This window comes from Azospirillum brasilense (assembly GCF_003349955.1).
GTDB lineage: Bacteria > Pseudomonadota > Alphaproteobacteria > Azospirillales > Azospirillaceae > Azospirillum > Azospirillum brasilense_B.
Genome location: NZ_QLKQ01000071.1, coordinates 1 through 22,214 on the forward strand (window position 1 = coordinate 1; position 22,214 = coordinate 22,214).

25 protein-coding genes are annotated in these 22,214 nt (G+C 70.0%); 13 read left to right on the plus strand and 12 right to left on the minus strand.

From position 1 onward, the window contains the following. Positions 1 to 216: 216 nt before the first annotated feature. The 5 genes from DXK32_RS25010 to DXK32_RS25030 all read right to left on the minus strand — a co-directional run bounded on the left by DXK32_RS25010 (position 217) and on the right by DXK32_RS25030 (position 6,439). Positions 217 to 2,202 (minus strand): polysaccharide biosynthesis protein, encoded by a 1,986-nt coding sequence (locus DXK32_RS25010; protein ID WP_114860975.1) that lies wholly within the window; start codon positions 2,200 to 2,202, stop codon positions 217 to 219. A gap of 72 nt (positions 2,203 to 2,274) precedes the next feature. Continuing rightward, the gene (locus DXK32_RS25015; protein WP_114860976.1) at positions 2,275 to 3,228 is read right to left on the minus strand and encodes an NAD-dependent epimerase/dehydratase family protein; all 954 of its coding nucleotides are present in this window, start codon (positions 3,226 to 3,228) and stop codon (positions 2,275 to 2,277) included. Further along, positions 3,228 to 4,229 (minus strand): MraY family glycosyltransferase, encoded by a 1,002-nt coding sequence (locus tag DXK32_RS25020; RefSeq protein ID WP_114860977.1) that lies wholly within the window; start codon positions 4,227 to 4,229, stop codon positions 3,228 to 3,230. The genes DXK32_RS25015 and DXK32_RS25020 overlap by 1 nt, the downstream gene beginning before the upstream one ends. Next, complete coding sequence (locus tag DXK32_RS25025) at positions 4,226 to 5,404, minus strand: glycosyltransferase family 4 protein (RefSeq protein WP_247877331.1); 1,179 nt, start codon at positions 5,402 to 5,404, stop codon at positions 4,226 to 4,228. The genes DXK32_RS25020 and DXK32_RS25025 overlap by 4 nt, the downstream gene beginning before the upstream one ends. A 51-nt stretch (positions 5,405 to 5,455) precedes the next feature. After that, positions 5,456 to 6,439: an SDR family NAD(P)-dependent oxidoreductase gene (locus DXK32_RS25030; protein ID WP_114860978.1), complete on the minus strand. Its 984-nt coding sequence runs from the start codon at positions 6,437 to 6,439 to the stop codon at positions 5,456 to 5,458. 196 nt (positions 6,440 to 6,635) lie between these two features. On the opposite strand from DXK32_RS25030, the gene DXK32_RS25035 reads away from it, so the two are divergent. From DXK32_RS25035 to DXK32_RS25050, 5 genes are all read left to right on the plus strand, one after another. Beyond that, the gene (locus DXK32_RS25035; RefSeq protein WP_014240524.1) at positions 6,636 to 6,974 is read left to right on the plus strand and encodes a hypothetical protein; all 339 of its coding nucleotides are present in this window, start codon (positions 6,636 to 6,638) and stop codon (positions 6,972 to 6,974) included. A gap of 17 nt (positions 6,975 to 6,991) precedes the next feature. Next, positions 6,992 to 8,959 (plus strand): asparagine synthase (glutamine-hydrolyzing), encoded by a 1,968-nt coding sequence (gene asnB / locus DXK32_RS25040; RefSeq protein WP_114860979.1) that lies wholly within the window; start codon positions 6,992 to 6,994, stop codon positions 8,957 to 8,959. Further along, positions 8,956 to 9,102, plus strand: a complete 147-nt coding sequence (locus tag DXK32_RS32360) for a hypothetical protein (protein WP_162801335.1) — start codon at positions 8,956 to 8,958, stop codon at positions 9,100 to 9,102. The genes asnB and DXK32_RS32360 overlap by 4 nt, the downstream gene beginning before the upstream one ends. A 92-nt stretch (positions 9,103 to 9,194) precedes the next feature. Continuing rightward, positions 9,195 to 9,458: a hypothetical protein gene (locus DXK32_RS25045; RefSeq protein WP_114860980.1), complete on the plus strand. Its 264-nt coding sequence runs from the start codon at positions 9,195 to 9,197 to the stop codon at positions 9,456 to 9,458. Positions 9,459 to 9,502: 44 nt separating this feature from the next. Beyond that, a complete protein-coding gene (locus DXK32_RS25050; RefSeq protein WP_162801336.1) occupies positions 9,503 to 10,123 on the plus strand; it encodes a DMT family transporter in 621 nt (206 codons plus the stop codon). Here DXK32_RS25050 and DXK32_RS25055 read toward each other — a convergent pair. Then, positions 10,092 to 10,571, minus strand: a complete 480-nt coding sequence (locus DXK32_RS25055; RefSeq protein ID WP_247877332.1) for a GNAT family N-acetyltransferase — start codon at positions 10,569 to 10,571, stop codon at positions 10,092 to 10,094. The two genes, DXK32_RS25050 and DXK32_RS25055, sit on opposite strands and share 32 nt — an antisense overlap. Before the next feature lie 234 nt (positions 10,572 to 10,805). Here DXK32_RS25055 and murA point away from each other — a divergent pair, with 234 nt between their 5' ends. The 4 genes from murA to DXK32_RS25075 all read left to right on the plus strand — a co-directional run bounded on the left by murA (position 10,806) and on the right by DXK32_RS25075 (position 14,175). After that, complete coding sequence (gene murA / locus DXK32_RS25060) at positions 10,806 to 12,110, plus strand: UDP-N-acetylglucosamine 1-carboxyvinyltransferase (protein WP_114860982.1); 1,305 nt, start codon at positions 10,806 to 10,808, stop codon at positions 12,108 to 12,110. A gap of 44 nt (positions 12,111 to 12,154) precedes the next feature. Beyond that, positions 12,155 to 12,619 (plus strand): DUF2948 family protein, encoded by a 465-nt coding sequence (locus tag DXK32_RS25065; RefSeq protein ID WP_114860983.1) that lies wholly within the window; start codon positions 12,155 to 12,157, stop codon positions 12,617 to 12,619. Positions 12,620 to 12,632: 13 nt separating this feature from the next. Next, positions 12,633 to 13,052, plus strand: coding sequence for an OsmC family protein (locus DXK32_RS25070; RefSeq protein ID WP_035674032.1), 420 nt, complete (start codon positions 12,633 to 12,635; stop codon positions 13,050 to 13,052). Between the two features lie 91 nt (positions 13,053 to 13,143). Then, positions 13,144 to 14,175: an SDR family oxidoreductase gene (locus tag DXK32_RS25075; RefSeq protein ID WP_114860984.1), complete on the plus strand. Its 1,032-nt coding sequence runs from the start codon at positions 13,144 to 13,146 to the stop codon at positions 14,173 to 14,175. A 4-nt stretch (positions 14,176 to 14,179) separates the two neighbouring features. Here the strand turns inward: DXK32_RS25075 and sugE are convergent, their stop codons facing one another. From sugE to DXK32_RS25100, 5 genes are all read right to left on the minus strand, one after another. Beyond that, positions 14,180 to 14,497, minus strand: a complete 318-nt coding sequence (sugE, locus tag DXK32_RS25080; RefSeq protein WP_114860985.1) for a quaternary ammonium compound efflux SMR transporter SugE — start codon at positions 14,495 to 14,497, stop codon at positions 14,180 to 14,182. Positions 14,498 to 14,676: 179 nt separating this feature from the next. Then, positions 14,677 to 14,850, minus strand: coding sequence for a hypothetical protein (locus tag DXK32_RS25085; protein WP_162801337.1), 174 nt, complete (start codon positions 14,848 to 14,850; stop codon positions 14,677 to 14,679). Positions 14,851 to 14,932: 82 nt separating this feature from the next. Beyond that, complete coding sequence (locus DXK32_RS25090; protein ID WP_114860987.1) at positions 14,933 to 15,478, minus strand: hypothetical protein; 546 nt, start codon at positions 15,476 to 15,478, stop codon at positions 14,933 to 14,935. Next, positions 15,475 to 16,047 (minus strand): hypothetical protein, encoded by a 573-nt coding sequence (locus tag DXK32_RS25095; RefSeq protein WP_114860988.1) that lies wholly within the window; start codon positions 16,045 to 16,047, stop codon positions 15,475 to 15,477. Before DXK32_RS25095 ends, DXK32_RS25090 begins: the two co-directional genes overlap by 4 nt. 19 nt (positions 16,048 to 16,066) lie before the next feature. Beyond that, the gene (locus DXK32_RS25100; protein WP_162801338.1) at positions 16,067 to 17,131 is read right to left on the minus strand and encodes a hypothetical protein; all 1,065 of its coding nucleotides are present in this window, start codon (positions 17,129 to 17,131) and stop codon (positions 16,067 to 16,069) included. A gap of 295 nt (positions 17,132 to 17,426) precedes the next feature. On the opposite strand from DXK32_RS25100, the gene DXK32_RS25105 reads away from it, so the two are divergent. The 4 genes from DXK32_RS25105 (at position 17,427) to DXK32_RS25120 (ending at position 21,392) form a co-directional block, all read left to right on the plus strand. After that, the gene (locus tag DXK32_RS25105) at positions 17,427 to 19,202 is read left to right on the plus strand and encodes an ATP-binding response regulator (protein WP_114860990.1); all 1,776 of its coding nucleotides are present in this window, start codon (positions 17,427 to 17,429) and stop codon (positions 19,200 to 19,202) included. A 155-nt stretch (positions 19,203 to 19,357) separates the two neighbouring features. Then, positions 19,358 to 19,921 (plus strand): SiaB family protein kinase, encoded by a 564-nt coding sequence (locus tag DXK32_RS25110; protein WP_247877333.1) that lies wholly within the window; start codon positions 19,358 to 19,360, stop codon positions 19,919 to 19,921. 26 nt (positions 19,922 to 19,947) lie between these two features. Next, positions 19,948 to 20,346, plus strand: coding sequence for a DUF1987 domain-containing protein (locus tag DXK32_RS25115; RefSeq protein WP_114861009.1), 399 nt, complete (start codon positions 19,948 to 19,950; stop codon positions 20,344 to 20,346). Further along, a complete protein-coding gene (locus DXK32_RS25120; RefSeq protein WP_114860992.1) occupies positions 20,343 to 21,392 on the plus strand; it encodes a sensor histidine kinase in 1,050 nt (349 codons plus the stop codon). The genes DXK32_RS25115 and DXK32_RS25120 overlap by 4 nt, the downstream gene beginning before the upstream one ends. 6 nt (positions 21,393 to 21,398) lie before the next feature. Here DXK32_RS25120 and DXK32_RS25125 read toward each other — a convergent pair whose 3' ends face one another. After that, positions 21,399 to 22,130 (minus strand): response regulator transcription factor, encoded by a 732-nt coding sequence (locus DXK32_RS25125; protein ID WP_114860993.1) that lies wholly within the window; start codon positions 22,128 to 22,130, stop codon positions 21,399 to 21,401. Positions 22,131 to 22,214: the final 84 nt, after the last annotated feature.

Consider the following 22,214-nt stretch of genomic DNA (forward strand, 5'->3'; position numbering starts at 1 on the left):
AACTCTCGACCTCTCCCTTACCAAGGGAGTGCTCTACCACTGAGCTACGGCAGCGCCGGTACGGTTGTGCTGGCCGGGAAGAACTTGCGGCCAACCGTCGAAGTGGCGCGGGTTATGCCATAGGCTTTGCGCCGATGCAAGCGGTGAAGTGCCTTCTCGGCAAAGAAAAATGGGCGGGAAAAATCCCGCCCATGATCACCCCCGCCGTCCCATTCGTCAGTCGGAGCCGCCCTGGTTCAGCGCTCCGGTTTCGCCGCCCGCCGCGGGGGCGCCGAAGGCGCTGGGCGGCGGCAGGACGGCCTCGGCGCGGAAGTCGGGGACGATGTTGGACAGGATCGTCATCACCCGCTCCGCGTCCCCGGCCCGCGCCGCCGTCTCCAGCTCGCCCAGGGCGCGGTTGATGAGGGCGTAGTCGATGACGCGGGGAGAGGCGAGGAACACGCCGTCGGCCTCCGTGCGCGACGGCGCCTCCGCCGAGGTCAGGATTTCCTCGAACAGCTTCTCGCCGGGGCGCAGGCCGGTGAACTCGATCTTGATGTCGTGGCCGGGCCGGTAGCCGGCCAGCCGGATCATCTGCCGCGCGAGATCGACGATCTTCACCGGCTCGCCCATGTCGAGCACCAGCACCTTGCCGCGCTCCTCCGCGCGGGCGACGCCGTGGGCCGAGGCCTGGAGCACCAGTTCCACCGCCTCGCGCACCGTCATGAAGTAGCGGCGCATGTCGGGGTGGGTGACGGTCAGCGGGCCGCCCTTGGCGAGCTGGCGGGTGAACAGCGGCACCACCGACCCGCTGGAGCCCAGCACGTTGCCGAAGCGGACCGTCATGTAGCGGGTCGCCGTCTCGCCGCCGTCGCGCGGCGGCAGCATGTCGAGCGCCTGGCAGTAGCATTCGGCGAAGCGCTTGGTGGCGCCCATCACGCTGGTCGGACGGATCGCCTTGTCGGTGGACACCAGGACCATCGCCCGGCAGCCGTTGGCCCGCGCCGCGTCGGCGACGTTGCGGGTGCCGATGACGTTGGTCAGCGCGCCTTCGGCCGGGTTGGCCTCGACCAGCGGCACATGCTTCAGCGCGGCGGCGTGGAAGACCATATGGGGGCGCTGCGCCTGGAACAGACGGAAGATGCGGTCACGGTCGCGCACGTCGGCGATCACCGCCTGGAGCGCCAGGGCGGGGAAGCGCTCCCGCACCTCCATCTCGATGGTGTAGAGGTTGAACTCCCCGGCATCGACCAGCGTCAGCGTTTCCGGTTCCAGGGCGGCGATCTGGCGGACCAGCTCGCTGCCGATGGTGCCGCCCGCGCCGGTCACGACGACGCGGCGGCCGGTGATCAGGCTGGCGATGGCGCCGCGGTCGAGAACCGCCTGGGGCCGGCCCAGAAGATCCTCCAGCGCGATCGGGCGCACCTCGATCTTGCCTTCGCCCAGCGCCGACTTGAACTCGGTCAGGCTGGGCAGCCGGGCCATGGACAGGCCGAGGGATTCCGCCTGCTCCAGCAGGTCGCGCAGGACGGTGCCGGTCACGTCGGCCTGCCCCTTGGCGACGATCAGGCGCTGCGGCCGGTCGCCGCGCTGCGCCAGCTCCTCGACCACGCGGGGCAGGTCGTCGGGACCGCCCAGAACGGGCACGCCGCGGATGGCGTGGCCGATGCGCCGGTTCTTGTCGTCGAGCAGGCCGACCGCGCGGTAGGCGGCGCCGGCGTTCTGGTCCAGCGAGCGGATGAACAGCTCCGCCGCGTCGCTGACGCCCAGCACGAGCACCGGGATGCGCGGCACTCCGGGCATGTCCCGGTCGTGCAGTCCCAGCCGGCGGTCCTTCAACAGACGGTAGGCGAAGCGCGGGCCACCCAGCAGGACGAGTTGCACGAACCACAGGATCACCGGCAGGGAACGCGGCAGGGATTCCAGCCGCGTCAGCAGGAACATGACCGCGACGAAGCACAGCACGACCATCGTGACCGCGCGCAGGAGCTGCGCCAGATCGGGCACCGAGGCGTAGCGCCAGATGCCGCGGTACAGCCCCGAGAAGCGGAACGCCACCGCGCCGATGAGCACCAGAATGGGCAGCCCCGTCAGCAGCGGGTCTCTGTATTCGTCGAACGCCTGCTGGCCCACGCGCAGATACAGCGCCACAACCAGGGAAACGGCCGTCATCGTCAGGTCGTGCAGGTAGACGAGGGACGCCCGCGGGGACAGGATGCGCATGCGCTTTACCTTGGAATATCGCTTTGCCGGGGGGTGTTCCCTTTCGGGCAACCCTCGGACCATGATGGCCGTTCAGCCGCGCACAGCTTTGAACCATTCGGCGGTCAGGCGCAAGCCGTACGCGGGGTAGCAGGGCGGGCGCCAGTTCAGCGCCCGGCGGATGGCTCCGTCGTCGATCACCAGCGAACCGGCGACGCGGTCCAGCATGGCCTCGCGCCGCGCCAGCCGCGCGGCGAGGGCCAGCAGGGACGGCGGCACGGGCAGAAGGCGCGCGGGCTTGTCCAGCGCCTCCGCGATGGCGCGCACCAGCTCCGCCGTGGACATGGGGCGCCCGTCATGGACCAGGAACCGTCCGCCCGCCGCCTGCGGGTGGGTCAGGCACTCCTGGATGGCGTCGGCGAGATTGCCGACGAAGATCAGGCTGCGCCGGTTCTCCAGCGCCCCCAGCGGCAGGGGGATGCCGCGGTCCACCGCCTGCATCAGCCGCAGGAAATTGCCGCCGACGCCGGGGCCGTAGACCAGCGGCGGGCGGATCACCGCGACCTCCAGCCCGGTGCGGGTGGAAATCTCGGCCAGGGCGCGCTCGGCCTCCAGCTTGGAGATTCCGTAGGGGGAATGCGGATCGGGCTCCGTCTCCTCGCTCAGCTCGTCCGGGCGGCTCTCGTCGGCCAGCGCCTTGACGCTGCTGAGATAGACCATGCGCTTGACGCCGGCCGCCGCGGCGGCCTCGGCCAGCACGCGGGTGCCGGCGGTGTTGACGCGGCGGAAGGCGGCCAGCGGGTCGGACTCGCGGTCGCGCATGACGTGGACGCGGGCCGCCAGATGGACCACCCCGTCCATGCCCTGGAGCGCGTTGCCCCAGGCGGTGGCGGGGCCGATGTCGTCGATGGCGACGGTCTCCGCCGCCTGCGGAACCGCGACGTCGGGGCGGCGAACCACGGCGCGCACGCTGTGCCCGCGCGTCACCAGCAGGGGGATGACCGTCCGCGCGACGAAACCAGTGGCCCCGGTGACCAGGACGCGCATCACGCCGCCGCCCGCGCAGGCCGCGCCAGCAGGGTCAGCAGCAGAACGACCGCCGCGGCACCCGCCGGGAGCGCCATCCAGCCCAGCGCCACGGACGCCGCGGCCAGCAGCAGCAGCGCGGCGTTCAGCGCCAGGACCAGCCGCACGACCTGGGCGTGGCTGCGCCCGCGCTGGGTGGCCTTCTGATAGAAATGCTCGCGGTGGGCCTGCCAGACCTTCTTGCCCTCGACCAGACGGCGCAGCAGGGTGAAGGTGGCGTCGGCCAGGAAATAGGCGGGGATCAGCAGGGCGGCCACCCACAGCCCCGACGCCGCCAGGGCCAGCAGCAGCCAGCCCAGCGTGAAGCCCAGCGGCACGCTGCCGACATCGCCCATGAAGAGCTTGGCGGGGTGCCAGTTCCACATCAGGAAGCCCAGCGCCGCCCCCGCGGCGGCCAGCCCGTAAAGGGCCAGCGCCGGGTCGAGCCCGGCGAGCGCGGCGACCAGCGCCAGCCCGCCGCCGATGGACGCGGCCTCGCCGCCGGCCAGCCCGTCGATGCCGTCCATGAAGTTGAACAGGTTGACGAACCACAGCCAGCCGACCGCGGCCACCAGCCGGTCCGCCCAGAAGGGCAGCAGCCCCTGGAAGACCAGCCCGTCGCCGGGAAGCGCGCTCAGCCCGGCGACCACCGCGGCGATCTGGGCGAGGAAGCGCGGCGCCGGACCCAGCCCGCGCCGGTCGTCCATCCACGAGACGGCCATCAGCACCACCGCGCCGACCAGGATGGGCAGGGCCCGCAGGGGATCGTCCGCCGTCGCGGCGATGATCGCCCAGGCGGGCAGCAGGGTCAGCATCACGCCCCAGCCGCCGCCGCGCGGCGTCGGGATGGAATGGCTGGACCGGTCGTTCGGATGGTCGAGGATCGCCTTGCGCCGCAGGTAGGCGAGCACCCGTCCGGTGAGCAGCCAGGACAGCGCGAAGCTTCCGCCCAGGGCGAGAGTGAGGGCCGCAACGCCGGTCATGACGCCTCCGCGACCGGGGCCGCGCCGGGCTGGGCGGAGGCCAGCAGGCGACGGTACAGCTCGACCGTCTTCGCGCCCACCCGGTCGGCCGCCATGTCGGATTCGACCAGCCGCCGACTGGCCGCGCCGAATTGCCGGCGCAGGGCGGCGTCGCGCACCAGAACCTCCAGCGCCTCGGTCAGGGCCGCCACGTCGCCGGGCGGGACCAGCAGGGCGTTCTCGCCGGCGCGCGCCACCTCGCGGCAGCCCGGCACGTCGGTGGCGACGATGGCCCGCCCGCAGGCCGCGGCCTCCAGCAGACTCTTCGGCAGCCCTTCGCCGCCCAGCGTCGGCAGGACGGCGACGTGGCAGCGCCGCCACAGCTCGCGGACGTCGTCGAGATGGCCCGCCAGCTCGACGTTCGGGCGGGCGGCCCAGCCGTCGAGAACCGGCTGCGGGAAGGAGGTGGGGTTCGCCGGGTCGGGCTGGCCGGCCAGGATCAGCCGCACGTCCAGCCCCTTGTCCAGCAGGCGGCCGTGCGCCTCGACCAGCCGGTCCATGCCCTTGTTGGCGAGCAGGCGGGCGGCGCAGCCGATGGTCACCGGCGGCTCCGGCGGCTCGGGCAGGACGGCGTGGTGCGCCGTGTCGATGCCCGAGCCACGGATGATGCAGGTCTTGTCAGGCGTGATCAGACGCTGCTCCAGCAGGGTCCGGCGGTCGTCCTCGTTCTGCAGGATGGTGACGCTGTTGGGACAGCGCAGCATGCAGCCCAGGACCGGCTTGGCCAACCGACCGGCCAGCCGGGCCTTGGCGCCCCCGGTGCCGAGGAACATGGTGCCGAGCCCGGCCAGGGCGTTCACCACGGCGGGAACTCCGGCCTGCCACGCCGCCAGCCCGCCCAGGACGACCGGCTTCACGGCCACATGATGGACGATGTCCGGCGCCTCGCGGCGGTAGAGGGCGGCGATCTCGGCGACGTTGGACAGGGCGCCCAGCGGGTTGACGCTGCGCCGCTGCCAGGACAGCGGCAGCACGCGGAAGCCCTCGGCGGCGATGCGGTCGCCATGCCGGTCGATCCGGGCGGCCACCGCGACGTCGAAGCCGGCGTCGCGCGCGGCGCGGGCCATCGGCAGCCGATGCGACCAGAAATACCAGTCCTCGGTGACGAGATAGATCAGCTTTGGTTTCACGGACACTTTACGGATCTCAGGGGGCGGATCTCGGAGGGCGGATCGGAACGGCGGAGCTCAGGCGAGGCCGTGGTAGCCCTTGTACCACGCGACGAAGCGGGGCAGGCCGGTCTCGATGGACGTGGTCGGTTCATAGCCGAGGTCGCGGCGGCTGGCCTCGATGTCGGCGGAGGTTTCCGGCACGTCCCCGGCCTGGATCGGCTCCATGTTCATGTTGGCCTTGCGCCCCAGCGACTCTTCGATGATGCCGATGAAGCGCATCAGGTCCTCGGTCCGGTTGTTGCCGAGGTTGTAGACGGCGTGCGGCGCGCCATTGGCGTCGGGGGCCGCCGGACGGTCGAGCGCCGCCAGCACGCCCGCCGCGATGTCGTCCACATAGGTGAAGTCGCGCTTCATCCGCCCCTCGTTGAACACGCGGATCGGGCGGCCCGCCATGATCGCGTCGGCGAACAGATAGGCAGCCATGTCCGGGCGGCCCCACGGGCCGTAGACGGTGAAGAAGCGCAGGCCGGTCGCCGGGAATTTGTAGAGGTGACAGTAGGCGTAGGTCATCATCTCCGCCGCCTTCTTCGTCGCGGCGTAGATCGACATGGGGGAGTCGACGCGGTCCTCCACCGAGAAGGGCATCTTCTTGTTGGCGCCATAGACGGAGGAGGTGGAGGCGTAGACGAAATGCTTCAGATCCGGCATCCGCCGCGCCGCTTCCAGCATCGCCACCTGCCCGGTGACGTTGGCGTCCACATAGGCGTAGGGATTCTCCAGCGAGTAGCGCACCCCGGCTTGGGCGGCCAGATGCACGACGCCGGTCGCCGCCGCGAAGTCGGGGGTCAGCGCCTCGACCGCCGCGCGGTCGGACACGTCGGCCTTGATGAAGCGGAAGCCGGGACGGGCGGCGAGCCGGGCCAGCCGCGCTTCCTTCAACGCCACGGAATAGTAGTCGTTGAGGTTGTCGATCCCCAACACCGTCTCGCCGCGGTCCAGCAGCGCCGCCGCGACGTGCGAGCCGATGAAGCCGGCCGCGCCGGTGACCACGATCGTCATATCCACCATCCTTGACGGGCCTGCGCCGGCCAGACGCTTGCCTTTAAAAAAGTCACGCGCGCGCGCGTCAACAGCCCGTCTTATGCCCGACCCAGGGACCGGACGCCAGTCCGCAAAAATCCTCCACCGCTTGACAGCCGGCGGGCGCACCCGATCTACTGCCGCAACCTTAATCACGTTGCCGAGCCGGACATCCATGCCGCCGAAGAAGAATCCCGCGAACCTCAACCCGCTGCAGCTCAAGACGCTGACCCTCCTTCAGGAACTCGCCCGTCTGGAGCAGAAGCCGGTCGAGGGCGAGGAGGGGGCCTTCCAGGTCACCAACCTGCCGCACGCCCATGGCAACCACTTCCATCTGGGCAGTGCGGTCGTCGCCTCCCGCGACGCCACCGGCCTGACCAACGAGGCCGTCTGGACCATCCTTGAGCGCAAGGGCATGCTGCGCCGTGACGCCGGCTACGGCGTCGTGACCGCCGAGGGGATGGCCTACGAGACGGGCCTGCGCGACAGCATCCTGCACCGCTCCGACCACTAAAAGCGAGGGCGCGCGCCGTGTGTGGAATCTGCGGCTTCCTGGCCGGCTCCGGGCCTGCGTCCGGGCTTGAGGCCACAGCACGGCGCATGGCCGACACCATCGCCCACCGCGGCCCCGACGGGGACGGCGTGTGGGCCGATGGGGAGGCCGGGATCGCGCTCGGCCACCGGCGGCTCGCCATCGTCGAGCTGTCGCCGCTGGGCCGCCAGCCGATGGAGTCGGCGGACGGGCGCTGGATCATCGCCTACAACGGCGAGATCTACAATTTCCAGGACCTGCGGGCGGAACTCGAATCCGCCGGGCATCAATTCCGCGGCCACTCGGACACCGAAGTCCTGTTGGAGGGCTGCGCCGCCTGGGGTGTCGAGCGCACCGTGCGCCGTCTGGTCGGCATCTTCGCCTTCGCCCTGTGGGACCGCCACGAGCGCACGCTCTTTCTGGTGCGCGACCATCTGGGGGTGAAGCCGCTCTACTGGGCGCGGATGGGCGGGGCGCTGCTGTTCGGCTCCCAGCCCAAGGCGCTGCGCGCCCATCCGAGCTTCGCGGCGGACATCGACCGCGACGCGCTGTCCACCTATCTGCGTTTCAGCTACGTCCCGGCGCCGCACAGCATTTATCAGGGCGTCCACAAGCTGGAGCCGGGCAGCATCCTGACCGTCCGTCCGGGGCGCGAACCCGAGCGCAGCGTCTATTGGGACGCCGGCGAGGCGGCGCGGGCCGGCATCGCCGACCGGCTGTCGCTGTCCGACGCCGACGCGACGGACGCGCTGGAAGCGCTGCTCAAGGACGCGGTCGGGCGGCAGATGATGGCCGACGTGCCGCTGGGTGCCTTCCTCTCCGGCGGAATCGACAGCTCAACCGTCGTCGCGCTGATGCAGGCGCAGAGCGCGCGGCCGGTGCGCACCTTCACCATCGGGTTTGGCGAGGACGGCTACGACGAGGCGGTGCACGCCCGCGCGGTCGCCGCCCATCTCGGCACCGAGCACACCGAGCTTCGGGTGGAGGCCAGCCACGCGCTGGAGGTTATCCCCAAGCTGGCCGACTGGTACGACGAACCCTTCGCCGACAGCTCGCAGATCCCGACGCTGCTGGTGTCGGAGATGACCCGGCGCTCGGTCACCGTGGCCCTGTCCGGCGACGGCGGGGACGAGCTGTTCGCCGGCTACAACCGCTATCTCACGGCGCCCGCCCTGTGGCGGCGGATGGCGCCGCTGCCCGCCGGGTTGCGGCGGGGCGCCGCCGGGCTGATCCGCGCCGTCCGGCCCGCCGGCTGGGACGCGCTGGCCGGGCTGATCCCCGAGGGGCGCCGTCCGCGCCAGACCGGCGACAAGCTGCACAAGCTGGCCGGTGTGCTGGACGCCGCCGGGCCGGACGCCATCTACCGCCGGCTGGTCAGCCAGTGGCCGGACCCCGACGCGCTGGTCCGCGGTGGGCGGGAGCCGCATGGCCCGGCCTGGGACGACGGGCTGGCGGCCGGCATCCCGGATTTCGTCGAGCGCATGCAGCATCTCGACAGCGTTACCTATCTGCCGGACGACATCCTGGCCAAGGTGGACCGCGCCAGCATGGGCGTGTCGCTGGAGGCGCGCGTGCCGCTGCTCGACCACCGGGTGGTGGAGTTCGCCTGGCGCGTGCCGCAAGCGCAGAAGCTGCGCGATGGCAAGGGCAAGTGGCTGCTGCGCCAAGTCTTGTACCGCCATGTCCCGCCGGCTCTGGTGGAGCGGCCCAAGGCCGGCTTCGCCATTCCGCTGGACGGCTGGCTGCGCGGTCCGCTGCGCGACTGGGCGGAGGATCTGCTGGACGAGGGGCGGCTGCGCCGGGACGGCTTTTTCGACCCCGCGCCGATCCGCGCCTGCTGGGCGGAGCATCTGGCCGGGACCCGCAACAACCAGCACCGGCTCTGGAACGTGCTGATGTTCCAGGACTGGAACCGCCGCTGGGGCAGCGCCGCCGCCCCGGCCCCGCTTGCCGCGAGCGCCGCATGACCACGGAAGAAACCACCAAGGCTCCCGCCGCCCCGCCGAAAAAGGACGACAAGCAGGACCGGCTCGCCGCCCGTCTGCGCGAGAACCTGCGCAAGCGCAAGGAGCAGGCGCGCGGGCGGGAGAAGGACGGCCAGCCGGGTTGACCCTTCGGCGTTCGTGACGCATTTGCCGCATCGGTCCGGCTTCACGCGCACGCTATCGTTGCCGCCGATCCGGAACGGGGCAGGGCGGGGCCATGGCGGTTGAATCGGCGCGGGGGCGCCTGTGGGGCTATGGCTGCATCGTCGCCTCGGCGCTGCTGTTCGGCGTGGCCGGGACGGCGGCCAAGATGATGTTCGTCGCCGCCATGCCGCCGCTGGTCATGATCGCGGTGCGCGCCATGGTGTCCGCCGCCGTTCTGGCCGTGATCATGCTGGCGCTCGGCCGCCCGATCCGGGCGCGGCGGGTGGACCTGCCGTTCCTGGGGGAACTGGCGGTCTGGCTGACGCTGGTCAACTGACCTTCTTCTACGCCATCGCCCTGACCAACGTGGCGCTGGCGCTGATGCTGGAATACACCGCGCCCATGCTGATCGTGGCCGCCGGGCTGCTGCTCGGCACCCACCGGATGAACCGGGCGGTGGCGCTGATCCTGGCCGGCAACGCCGCCGGCTGTTTCCTGCTGGTCGGCGCCTACGACCCGGCCCTGTGGTCGGGCAACGCGCTGGGGGCGGCGGTGGGGATGCTCTGCGCCGTGAGCTTCGCCGCCTACAACGTCCGCTGCGCCCACGGCCACCGGCGGGGGCTGGACAGCTGGTCGATGACCTTCTGGCCCTTCTTCCTGTCGGCGCTGTTCTGGCTGCTTGCCACCCCTGTCATTGATTACGCGGCGGTCGAGGTGACCTGGGAGACGGTGGGCTTCGTGCTGTTCATCGGCGTGTTCGGCACGGTGGCGCCCTACTGGCTCTATCTGGAAGGGCTGAAGACCATCGAGCCGTTCCCGGCGACGGTGATCGGCATGCTCGATCCCGTCTTCGCCGGGGTGACGGCCTTCCTGCTGCTGGGCGAAACCTTCGAATTGCCCCAGCTCGCCGGGATGGTGGTGGTCTGCGCGGTCATCGTCTTCCTGAAGCGCAACGAATCCGCCGTGCAGGCTATTCCCCGTCCCGCCGCAGAGCCTTCCTGAGCCAGATCTGCGTGTGCCCCGGCGGGTAGCCCTCCATCTCCGCCCAAACCTCATAGCCTTGCTTGCGGTAGAAGCCCGGCGCCTGGAAATCGTAGGTGTAGAGGCGCGACCAGCGGCAGCCGCGCGTCACCGCCTCCGCCTCCGCGGCGGCCAGCAGCCGGGCGCCGAGCCCGCCGCCGCGCCGGCCGTCATGGACCCACAGATAGTCCACATACAGCCACTCCCAGTTCGTATAGCCGGTCAGCCCGGCCACCAGCGCCCCGTCCGCGCCGCGGACGGTCACCTGGAGGTCCCGCAGGTCGTAGGGGGCGGTGAAGCGCTCGTTGAAGGCGCGCAGTTCGCCGTGGATCTGCTTCACCTCGTCCGGGTCGAGCCGTCCGGAGAGGGAGAGGGTCAGCCCGGCCATCATGCTGTCCCGGGTGTTGTCCCGGGCGCTGTCCTGTGTCACGCGGTCCGTCCTTTCAATTGCGGCGGGAGAAGGGCTTCCATGAGAAAAAGCCTCAATTCCTTCCCTTGAGCGCGCCCGCATGCTCCGCTACAACGCCTGACAGATTCAATCCCCGTACGACTCCCGAGACGTCCGCCGACGATGGGCGTGCCGTCGGACCCTCGGACCCGCAAGATGGCCTAATCCGCCGGGCTTCGGCCTTTTCGACAGCATCTGACCGGACAAGACAGCTTCATGGACAAGATCCGCATCCGCGGCGGCAAGCCCCTTCATGGGTCGATCACGGTCGGCGGCGCCAAGAACGCGGCGCTGCCCCTGATGACCGCGGCGCTCCTCACCGACGGGACGCTGACGCTCACCAACCTGCCGATCCTTGCCGACATCAACACGCTGTGCAACCTGCTGCTCCAGCACGGCGTCGCGATCCACATGGCCGGGGCGGGCGGGGATTGCGCCGGCCGCGTGGTGGAGTTCACCGCCCGCGACATCACCAACACCACGGCCCCCTACGACCTCGTCCGCAAGATGCGGGCGAGCGTCCTGGTGCTCGGCCCGCTGCTCGCCCGCTGCGGCGAGGCCAAGGTGTCGCTGCCCGGCGGCTGCGCCATCGGCGCCCGCCCGGTGGACCTGCACATCAAGGGCCTTGAGGCCATGGGGGCGGACATCCGCATCGAGGGCGGCTACATCGTCGCCAAGGCGCCGCAGGGCGGCCTGCGCGGTGCCGAGTATGTCTTCCCCAAGGTGTCGGTGGGCGCCACCGAGAACCTGCTGATGGCCGCCACTCTGGCCCGCGGCACCACGGTTCTGGTCAACGCCGCCCGCGAGCCGGAGGTCAGCGACCTCGCCGAATGCCTCATCAAGATGGGCGCCAAGATCACCGGCATCGGCACCGACCGGCTGACCATCATCGGCGTCGACCGGCTGAACGGCGCCCGCCACATGGTGGTGCCGGACCGTATCGAGACCGGCACCTACGCCATGGCGGCGGCGATGACCGGCGGCACGCTGGACATCCTGAACACCCGCCTGGACCTGATCAAGGCGGCGGTGACCGCCCTGGTCCCGGCGGGCGTGGAGTTCACCGAGATCGAAACCAATGGCCAGACGGGGATTCGTGTCTCCCGCGCCAACGGCGAGCTGATCGGCGTGGACGTGATGACCGAGCCCTATCCCGGCTTCCCCACCGACCTTCAGGCCCAGATGATGGCCCTGATGTGCACGGCCAGGGGTGCCGGCATGATCACCGAGACCATATTTGAGAATCGGTTCATGCACGCGCCCGAGCTGACCCGCATGGGAGCCCGCATCACGGTGCACGGTTCCTCCGCCCTCGTCCGGGGGGTGGAGCGTTTGACCGGCGCGCCCGTTATGGCGACGGATCTCCGCGCGTCGGTGTCGCTGGTCCTGGCTGGTCTTGCAGCGGAAGGGGAGACGACGGTCAACCGCGTCTATCACCTCGACCGCGGCTACGAGCGGCTGGAGGACAAGTTGGCGGCCTGCGGCGCGGACATCGAACGCATCCGGGCGGAGGACGACTGACGGCGTCCCACGCCCGTCCAGCCGTCCACAGCGAAGGGAAGCTCATGACCGCCACGCCGATCCGCCTGCGCGCCCAGGATGCCGAGGATCTGAAAGTCGTCTCCGCCTGTCTGCAGGACGCCATCCTGCCGATCGGCGACATGTGCTTCCTGCCCGAAGAGGCGCGCTTCGTGCTGGTGGCCAACCGCTTCAAGTGGGAGACCGCGGGCAAGCGGCGCCCCGGCCCCACCGCTGACGACGACCATCTGAACCCCTTCGAGCGCGTCAATTGCGGCGTGCGGATCGAGGGGGTGAGGGCTGTGAAGCTGCGCGGCCTCGACGTGAAGGACCGCGCGCAGATCCTGGAGCTGCTCTCCGTCGAGGCGGCCGACGGCGCCCTGGTCCTGAATTTTGCCGGCGGCGCCTGCGTCCGGCTGGAAAGCCCGTCCTGGACCTGCTTCGTGGAGGATCTGGGCGAGCCCTGGCCGACCGGCTGCAAGCCCTGCCATCCATTGGAAGACGAACAATAATCGGGAGACCGCCATGAAGGCGCGGGTGAAGTGGGTTGATGGGCGGATGTTCGTCGGCGAGTCCGGCAGTGGCCACGCCGTGGTCATGGACGGCGCGCCGGAGGCGGGCGGGCGCAACCTGGGCATCCGTCCCATGGAGATGCTGCTGATCGGCATGGGCGGCTGCACCGGCTTCGACGTGGTGATGATCCTGGAGAAGGGCCGTCAGGCCATCACTGACTGCGTCGCCGAGATCGAGGCCGAGCGCGCCGAGACCGATCCCAAGGTCTTCACGAAGATCCACGTCCATTTCGTGGTCACCGGGCGCGGCCTGGACCCGGCGAAGGTGGAGCGCGCCATCGCCCTGTCGGCGGAGAAATACTGCTCCGCCTCGATCATGCTGGGCGCCACCGCCGCAATCACCCACGATTTCGAGATCGTCGAGGCGCCGTAAGCGTACCGCGGCGCAACGGCGCGGAACCGGCGGGCTCCGGGCGGGTTGGGACAGCGTCGATGCCCGTCCCAGCCCATGGAGCCCCGCCGCCATGTCCAGCAACCCCATCGCCGACCGCAATCGGCCCGTCGTCGTCGTCACCGGAGCGTCCGCCGGGGTCGGGCGGGCGACGGCGCTTGCCTTCGCGCGGGAGTGGGGGGCGGCGGTCGGGTTGATCGCCCGCTCCCGCGACGCGCTGGAGGACGTGGCGGCGGAGATCGAGCGGCTCGGCGGCACGGCGCTGGTGCTGCCCGCCGACGTGGCTGACGCCGAGGCGGTGGAGGCCGCCGCCGAGCAGGCCGAGCGGGCGCTCGGTCCCATCGACGTCTGGGTCAACAACGCCATGGTGACGGTGTTCGGGCGCATCCGCGACCTGACGCCCGAGGAAGTCCGGCGGGTGACCGAGGTGACCTATCTCGGCTCCGTCCACGGCACGCTGGCGGCGCTGCGCCGCATGCTGCCGCGCGACCGCGGCCTCATTCTTCAGGTCGGGTCGGCGCTGGCCTACCGCTCCATCCCGCTCCAGGCGGCCTATTGCGGCGCCAAGAGCGCCATCCGCGGCTTCATCGACAGCCTGCGCTCGGAACTGATCCATGACGGCAGCCGCCTGCGGGTGACCATGGTTCATCTGCCGGCGGTCAACACGCCGCAGTTCGACTGGGCGCGCAGCCACATGCCGCGCCGGGCGCGGCCGGTCGGCGCCATCTTCGACCCGGACGACATCGGCCGCGCCATCGTCCGGGCGGCGGCGGACCCCAAGCGGGAGCATTGGCTGGGCTTCACCACGGCGGAAGCGATCATCGGCACCCAGGCGCTGCCCGCCTACGCCGATTACCGGGCGGCCTTCACCGCCTTCGAAGGGCAGGAAACGGAGGAAGTGGAAGCGCCGGACCGGCCCGACAACCTGTTCGAGCCGGTTCCGGGCCTGCACCGCACGCACGGGCGCTTCACCAACCAGGAGGAGCGCCTGTCGCTGAGCACCACGGGAACCGCGGCGCGCGGCCTCGCCTTACTCGCCGGCCTCGCGGTGGTCGGGGGGATCGGCTACGCCGCGCGCGCGGTGCGGCGCAGGGAGCGCACCTGACCGGTCAGGGCGTGATCAGCTTCAACCCCAGGATGCCCGCCACGATCAGCGCGATGCAGCCGAGCCGCAGGATGTCGGCGGATTCCCCGTAGATAAAGATGCCGAGGATGACGGTGCCCACCGTCCCGATGCCGGTCCACACGGCGTAGGCGGTGCCGAGCGGCAGCGACTTCAGCGCCATGCCCAGCAGGGCGAGGCTGGCGACCATCGAGGCGATGGTGAGCGCGGTGGCAAGCGGGCGGGTGAAACCCTCCGTCTGCTTCAGGCCGACGGCCCAGCCGATTTCGAAGAGGCCGGCGAAGAACAGGATGACCCAGGGCATGGAACACCTCCGATGGATTGGAGGCAGGGTCGTCCCCGCCGAACTCCCCACGCCCCAAATGGGCGTGCCGTGGTGAGGTCGTCCTCACGGGAAGGGCGACCGGGATATAGGGATGCGGGCAATCCGGTCAAGCCCCGTGGTCAAGCCCCGTGGTCAAGCGCCGTCGTCAAGCGCCGTCGTCAAGCGCCATCCCAGCGATGGCCGCTGTCGGTTTCGCACAGCATGGCGACCTCGCGGCGGGGGCAGCGGCGGTCGTCCAGCGGCAGGACCGTGAAGCCGGACGCGGGGCGCTCGCGGGTGGCCGGCTGCGGCGGGGAGGGGGACTGGGGGTGCGTCGCGGTGCGGCGGGTCATGGCGGTCACCAGAGTGGGAGGTCGTTCATCCCACCCTAGCGGCGGCGGCGCTCCCGCGCTGTGGCGGGCCTCACAAGGCGTGTCAGGCCCGCTTGCGCTCCGTCGCGTCCTTGGGCAGGAACAGGCGGCAGGTCAGGACCGGCCCGATCTCGTAGCCGTTCACGCGGGGGAAGCGCTGGGCGACGCGGTCCAGCGCCTCCTTCTGGTTGGCGGCGACGACCAGATAGGCCCGCCCGTCGCGCCAGGAGGCGGCCATGGCGCCGCTGGTGTACAGCGCGTCGGGGGCGCGGCGCACCGTCACCTCCCAGATGGTGCCGGGCCGGGCCTCCAGCCGGTCGAAGACGTGGAAGAGTTCCATCGGCGCCTGCTGGGCCGCGTCGAGCTGCCGTTCCAGAACCTCGGCCTGCCGCTTGGCCTCGGCCAGAGACTCCTCCAGGCCACCCAGCGTGCCGCGCGTCGTCTCCAGCGTCTTCCGGGCCTCCTGGAGGCGCTGTTCCATGGTCCGGATGTCCTTTTCGGCGGTGGCGATCTCGCCGCGCGCCGCGCGGACGCGGCGCTCCCCCATCCGGTTCACCAGGACGCTGACCGCCAGCAGCAGCAGCGACGCGTAGAGGATGATCGCCGTCATGGGGAAACCGGCCGCGCGCCGTCGTTGGCCCCGCTTGCGGCCGGGATCAACGGGATCGTCTCGGGCCGCGAGGACAGAACCCCGTTGCGTGTGCTGAAGGCGCGCTGGAGCATCGCCGCCGCGGCGTCCGGCGTGTCGGCCCAGACGCGGGCGATGTTCCGGCGATCCCAGATCGCCCGCGCGAACAGCATGCGCCGGGGATCGAGCCGGGCGAAATCCGGGACGGTGCGAAGCTCGCTCTCATAGCGCTGGGCGCCGCTCTGGGCGTCGCCGATCTCATGCACCAGGGCAATCTTGGACGCCTTGACCGACGCGATCAGGCTGGTGAGACGCCCGCGCTCGGCGGTCAGCCGGTCGAGAGCCTCCTGCCTCGCGGCGCTTTCGGCCTGGGCGTCCTCGATGCGGCGGCCGAGGTCGGCGAGGTCGGCGGCCTGCGCGTCCAGCTTCCGCCGCACCAGCGCCTTGCGGCTGCCGGTGGCGGTCAGGCGCGAGGCTTCATAGACCACGGACAGGCCGAGCGCGCCGACGCACAGAACCAGCACGGCGAGGGCAAAGGTGTCCAAATTCATCGCAGCACCACCCGGACCATCAGCGCACGCCCGGTGCGCCGGTGACGTTCACCACCCCGGCCAGGGGGTGCCCCAGCCGTTCGGCGCCCAGCCGTTCGACGGGCGCCGGGGGCGGGGAATCGCCGGAGCGCCGCGCGGCTTCGTACAGGTCGCGCAGGCCGCGGTCGAGACCGCGCGCCGGATTGCCGCCATGCGTGGGGAGGTCGGTGACGGCGCCGTCGGTCTCCTCGCTGTGCGCCGTCAGCCACGCCGCGGCGGCGTCGACCAGCGGCAGGGGCAGCAGCGCGCGAAGCGCGGCGCCGAGCAGAGGGTCGCGGCGGGTGTAGAGACCGGCCACCGCGAACAAGGCCATCGCTTCGGGCGGGACGCTGTCGTTGGCCATCGCGCCGCGCACACAGGCCAGCAACTCGTCGATTTCCATGTCCGGCGCCCGCCCGCCCAGCACCCGCCATCCGTCGGACAGGCGCAGCGCGGTGGCGAGCGTGTCGACGTCGGTTCCGTCCAAGGGACGGAGCGCCGCGACGCCCCCGGGAATCGCCAGGGTGCTGGCGGCGCGCATGCGGTGGGTGTTGGCCTCCTCCAGGAACAGGGCGAGCGCGGCGGGGTCGGTGCGCAGCGCGTCCAGAACGGCCAGCGAGCGCTCGCGCAGGACTTCCGCCCAATCCACCATCTCCGCGGACGCGAGCACCCGGTCCAGGGCGCCGTCGACCAGCCGGTTCTCCAGGCGGGTTTGCACGGTGGCCGGCAGGTCGTCCATGCGCCGCGACAGGGCCGGCCACCAGCCGGCGGTGTCGAGGACGCGGATGCAGCCGGGCAGCGGCTCCGCGACCGACAGCAGGACCGGATCGCGCAGCATCACCGGCTCCAGCCAGCGCGCCCACAGGCGGCGTGTGTGCGCCTGCCGCCGGCTGGACAGCAGGCCGAGGAGCATGGCGCGCACCGGCAGCCCGGCCGGCCGGTCCGCGGTCCTGGACGCATCGGGACGCCGGTCGAAGCGCGACAGGAACCGGCGGAACGCCGCATACCGTCCGGCGGGTGCGCCGTCCAGGCTCGTGCCGTCCAGGGTTGTGGCGTTCGGGGTCATGCCGTCCAGGTCCCTATCATTGGAATCCCCATTTTTGAGGTCTCCGCCCTTGATGTCCATGTCCATGCGCGGGCAAACTCCCTCGTTTTCGGAGATTATAAAAGATTACAGTAATACTTGGGTATTCATCAAAGGGCAGAATCGGCCCAATTTCGTGCTAGGTGCCTCTAATGCATGACGTTTTGTGACAATTTGCTACAGCCCTGGACGGGTGGGCTTAGGTCTCGTACCGCTTTGGTGCCTTCCTTGTCCGTCGATGCGGAACCATTTGGGTAGGTCATGCGTGGAGGAGAGCATGGGCCAGGATATGGACGAAGGTCTGGACGACGAACCATTGTTCGGACCCGACGACGGCTTCGCCGACGACTCCACGGCCGACGCCCGGCACGCGGAGCCGTGGCCCGTGCTGGTGGTCGACGACGATCCCCAGGTCCATACCATGACCGAGGTGCTGCTGCGCGATTTCGAGTTCGAAGACCGCCCGTTCGAAGTGGTCAGCGCCCTGTCCGCTGCCGCGGCGCGGTCGCTGCTGCTGACCCGCCCGGACATTCCGGTGGCGCTGCTCGACGTGGTGATGGAGACGGACGACGCCGGCCTGCGTCTGGTCCGCTTCATCCGTGAGGACCTGAACAACCACCGCATGCGCATCGTCCTGCGCACCGGCCAGCCCGGACAGGCGCCGGAGCGGGACGTGGTCGTCGCCTACGACATCAACGACTACAAGGCCAAGAGCGAGCTCACCGCCCAGCGCCTGTTCACCACGCTGGTCAGCGGTCTGCGGGCGTGGCGCGACATCGTGACCATCGAGCGGCACCGCCAGGGGCTGGAGCGCATCCTCGCCGCCTCCGCTCCGCTGTTCGAAACCCGCTCCATGCGCACGCTGGTGGAAGAGCTGGTGGACCAGCTCAGCAAGGTCGTGGACCACAGCGGCGGCGCCGTTCTGGCCTGTCGCCTGGTGGACCGCGGCGACGGCAAGGCGCGGGCCACCGTGGTCGCCGGCTCCGGCCGTTTCGCGCGGTTCGTCGGGCGGCCCGCGTCCGACACGCTGGAACCCGACCTGACCGCCCAGGTGATCGGCGCCTTCGAGACGCAGCAGAGCGATTTCGGGTCGGCCCGCTGCATCCTCGCCTTCCGCACTCGGGAGCATGGGACGACGGTCTTCGCCCTGGAACGGAGCGAGCCCTACCGAGAAGACGATCACCGGCTGCTGGAGCTGTTCTGCGCCCGCGTCATCATCGGCTTCGACAATGTGTGCCTCTACGAGGATCTGGTGGCGCTGAACCAGTCGCTGGAGCGGCGCGTCGGCGAGCGGACGGCCGAACTGGCCGCCAACCAGGCCGCCCTGGTCGCCGCCAAGGAGCGGGTGGAGCGGGCGCTGGAGGCGGAACTGGTCGCCCGCGAGCAGCAGCGCCAGTTCGTCACCATGGTCAGCCACGAATTCCGCACGCCGCTGGCCATCATCGACAGCGCCGCCCAGATGCTGACGCTGCGGGCGGAGCGGGAGGCACCGGACTCGCTGGAACGGCTGCGCGTCATCCGCAGCAGCGTCCAGCGCCTGACCGGGTTGATCGACACCCATCTGACCGACGAGCGGCTTCAGGCCGGGACGCTGAGGGTGCAGCGGGCCGAGGTCGATCTGAAGGCCCTGCTGTGCTCGGTGACGGAACCCTTCCGCACCGCCTACACGGGCTGCGACTTCCAGCTGGACCTGGACCCGCTGCCGGCGGCGGTGATGGCCGACGGGCATCTGCTGGGCATGCTGTTCAGCAACCTGCTGAACAACGCCTTCAAATATTCGGACGGCGACTGCCGCATCGCCGTGCGCGGCCGGACGGACGGCTGCATGGTGGTGGTCGAGGTGGCCGACCAGGGGCGCGGCATCCCGCAGCACGAGCTGCCCCTGCTGTTCGAGCGGCATTACCGGGGGACCGGTTCGGCCGGCGTGCCGGGCACGGGCATCGGGCTGCACACGGTGCGCCAGATCATCCTGCTGCACGGCGGCTCGATCAGCGTCGAGAGCGCGGTCGGGCAGGGCAGCGTGTTCCGCGTCCGTCTTCCATTGAAAAGCTGACCACGTCCGCTCCGCCGCCACCCTCCCTTGATAATCCTTCCAGCGCGGCGGACGGAAATGTAACGTGTTCATAACAAGGCCGACGCGATTGCCGGAAACCGCTCCGGCCCCCTCTGACGCGGCGGGCGGCCTTTTCGCACTCCAACGGAAGAACCGTGGATTCCATTATGCTCGCTCAGCAATATGCCGGGATTAAACGGGACCTCGACGAGAAAGGCATCATTTTCTCGTTCAGCGGCTATCTGTCCGAGGGGATACTCTATTCCCTGGGAGAGGCATTGCGGGAAAAGATGACCCTGGAGGAAACCGACGGCCCGACGGTCCGCCGGGTCTTCGCGGTCTTCGTCGAGCAGATGCAGAACATCATCCGGTATTCGGCCGAGAAGATGACCGGCGCTCGCGAGAAGCCGGTCGAGCTGAGCGCCGGAATGGTCACCATCGGCATGGAAGGCGGCAAGGTCTTCATCGTCTGCGGCAACACCGTGTACAACGCCGATGTGCCGCGCCTGCGCGACCGGCTCGAATATCTGAAGGGCTTGGACAAGGACGCCATCAAGACCTATTACCGGGAGCAGCTGCGCGAAACCCCGGAAGAGGGCGCGCGGGGTGCCAACATCGGGTTGATCGAGATCGCGCGCCGCGCCAGCGAACCCATCGAATATGATTTCCTCGAAATGGACGAAGGCAAAAGCTTCTTCTGTCTCAAGGCTCGGATCTGAGAGCGGCTGTGGACATCCGGACGACCATGGAATCCCTGAAATTACCCGCGACGGGCCGGACGCCCGAAGTCGATTTCGACTTCGCCCAGGGCGTGCTCCGCCTCAGCGGCGAATCCTATCCCGACGACGTCGCGACCTTCTTCGGCCCGATCTTCGCCGCGCTCCGCGCCTTCCTCGCCGAGGCGGGCGGCCACCCGATCCGTTTCGACATGGAGCTGCTGTATTTCAACAGCTCCAGCGCCAAGGCTCTGATGAACATCTTTCAGATGCTGGAGACGGCGGCCGGCAACGGGCGCAGCATCTCCGTCACCTGGTGCTACGAGGAGAACGACGATTCGATGCAGGAGCTGGGCGAGGATTTCGCCGAGGACCTGCGGCACGTCTCCTTCACCCTGAAACAGATTCCGGCGGACGGGGCGCCATGACCTTCAACCTCTTCGCCGCTGAGGAGCAGGCCATCGAGCAGGCCCGCCTTCTGGGGGAGAGGCTGGGCGCCGCCGCGCCCGAACTGCGCGCCGACTTCGAGGCGCTGGTGGAGGCGTTCCAGCGCAGCACGCGCGAGCAACGCCGGCTGGTCCGGGTGAGCGACCGGTTGCAGGCGCAGATCGGATCGGCCAACCAGGAGCTGGAGCGCCGCCGCCAGGAGGCCGAATCCGCGCTGGCCGACCTGCGCGAGGCCCAGGAGGCGATGGTCCGGGCCGAGAAGCTGGCCTCCCTGGGCGCCCTGGTGGCCGGGGTGGCGCACGAGATCAACACCCCGGTGGGCATCGCCGTGTCCTGCGCGTCGCATCTGTCCGACGCCACCGCCGGGCTGCGCCGACGCGCCCAGTCCGGCGAGCTGAGCAAGGCCGATTTCTCCCGCTATCTGGCCACGGCCACGGACACCTCCGCGCTGATCCTGACCAATTGCGAGCGGGCGGCCAAGCTGATCGCCAGCTTCAAGCAGGTGGCGGTGGACCGCGCCAGCGCCGAACGGCGGGCCGTCAATCTCAACCGCTACATCCAGGAGACGCTGGTCAGCCTGGAGCCGAAGCTCCGCCAGGGCCGGCACACCATCTCCGTGTCCTGCCCGGACGGGCTGGTGGTCGACAGCTATCCGGGGGCGCTGTCGCAGATCCTGACCAACCTCGTGATGAATTCCGTCACCCACGCCTTCGTCGACGCGCAGGGGACGGAGGGGCAGGGCGGCGCTCTCTCGGTCACGGTGGACGAGCCGGAGCCGGGCACCGTTCGGCTGGTCTACACCGACGATGGCCGGGGCATTCCGGCAGACCATCTGCCGCGCATCTTCGACCCCTTCTTCACGACGCGGCGAGGCGAGGGGGGCAGCGGGCTCGGCCTGCACATCGTGCACAATCTGGCGGTCGGAGCGCTGAAGGGGACGATCGCGGTGAACAGCACTCCGGGGCAGGGGACACGCTTCGTCCTGACCTTCCCGAAAATCACCCCTCCGGACGAGACGTCCGCCTGAGCGGACTCAGGTCACGCGGACGGGGGCGGAGAACACATAGCCCACGCCATGGACCGATTTGACCGGGGCGGTTTCGCCGATGGCGTTTTCCACCTTGTGACGCAGGCGTCCGACCACCGTGTCGATCGAACGGTCGTCGGGGTTCCAGCGGCGGTTGTAGAGCGCCACGGAAATCTGGTCGCGGGTCGCCGGCTGGCGGGCTTGCCCGGCCAGCAGCGAGACCAGTTTCATCTCCATGCTCGTCAGGCTGACGCGAACGCCCGCCGGGCTGGTCAGCGCCCAGGCCGTCGCGTCCAGAGTCCAGCTGGCTTCGTCCGCCGCGGGCTGGCCCGAGGATTGCGGGGCCGGCGGGACGGGAGTGCCGTTGCTCGTCTCCAGGCGGCGGAGCAGGGCCTTGGCCTGGGCCTCCAACTCGCGCATTTCGACGGGCTTCACCAGATAGGCGTCGGCCCCCAGCTCCAGCCCGACCACCCGGTCGACGGTGGAGCCGCGGGCGGTCACCATGATGATTCCGATGGCGGGATTTTCGCGCAGCCGGGTGGCGATCTTGAACCCGTCTTCACCCGGAAGATTGACGTCCAGAACTACCAAGGACACCGGGCGCGCGGCGATCTGTTCGTCCAGTTCGCGCCCACTCTTCGCTCCAACCGCATCGAAGCCGCAACTGCGCAGGTACTCGATCATGTCACGTCGCAGAGACGCCTCGTCCTCGACGACAACGATCGTAACGGCCGCCATACCCTCTGCTCCCCCGTTACCGGTGCTTATTGTTCATAGGGCCGGCGCGGAAACTATATGAATTCGAATCGTAGGTCGAGTGAC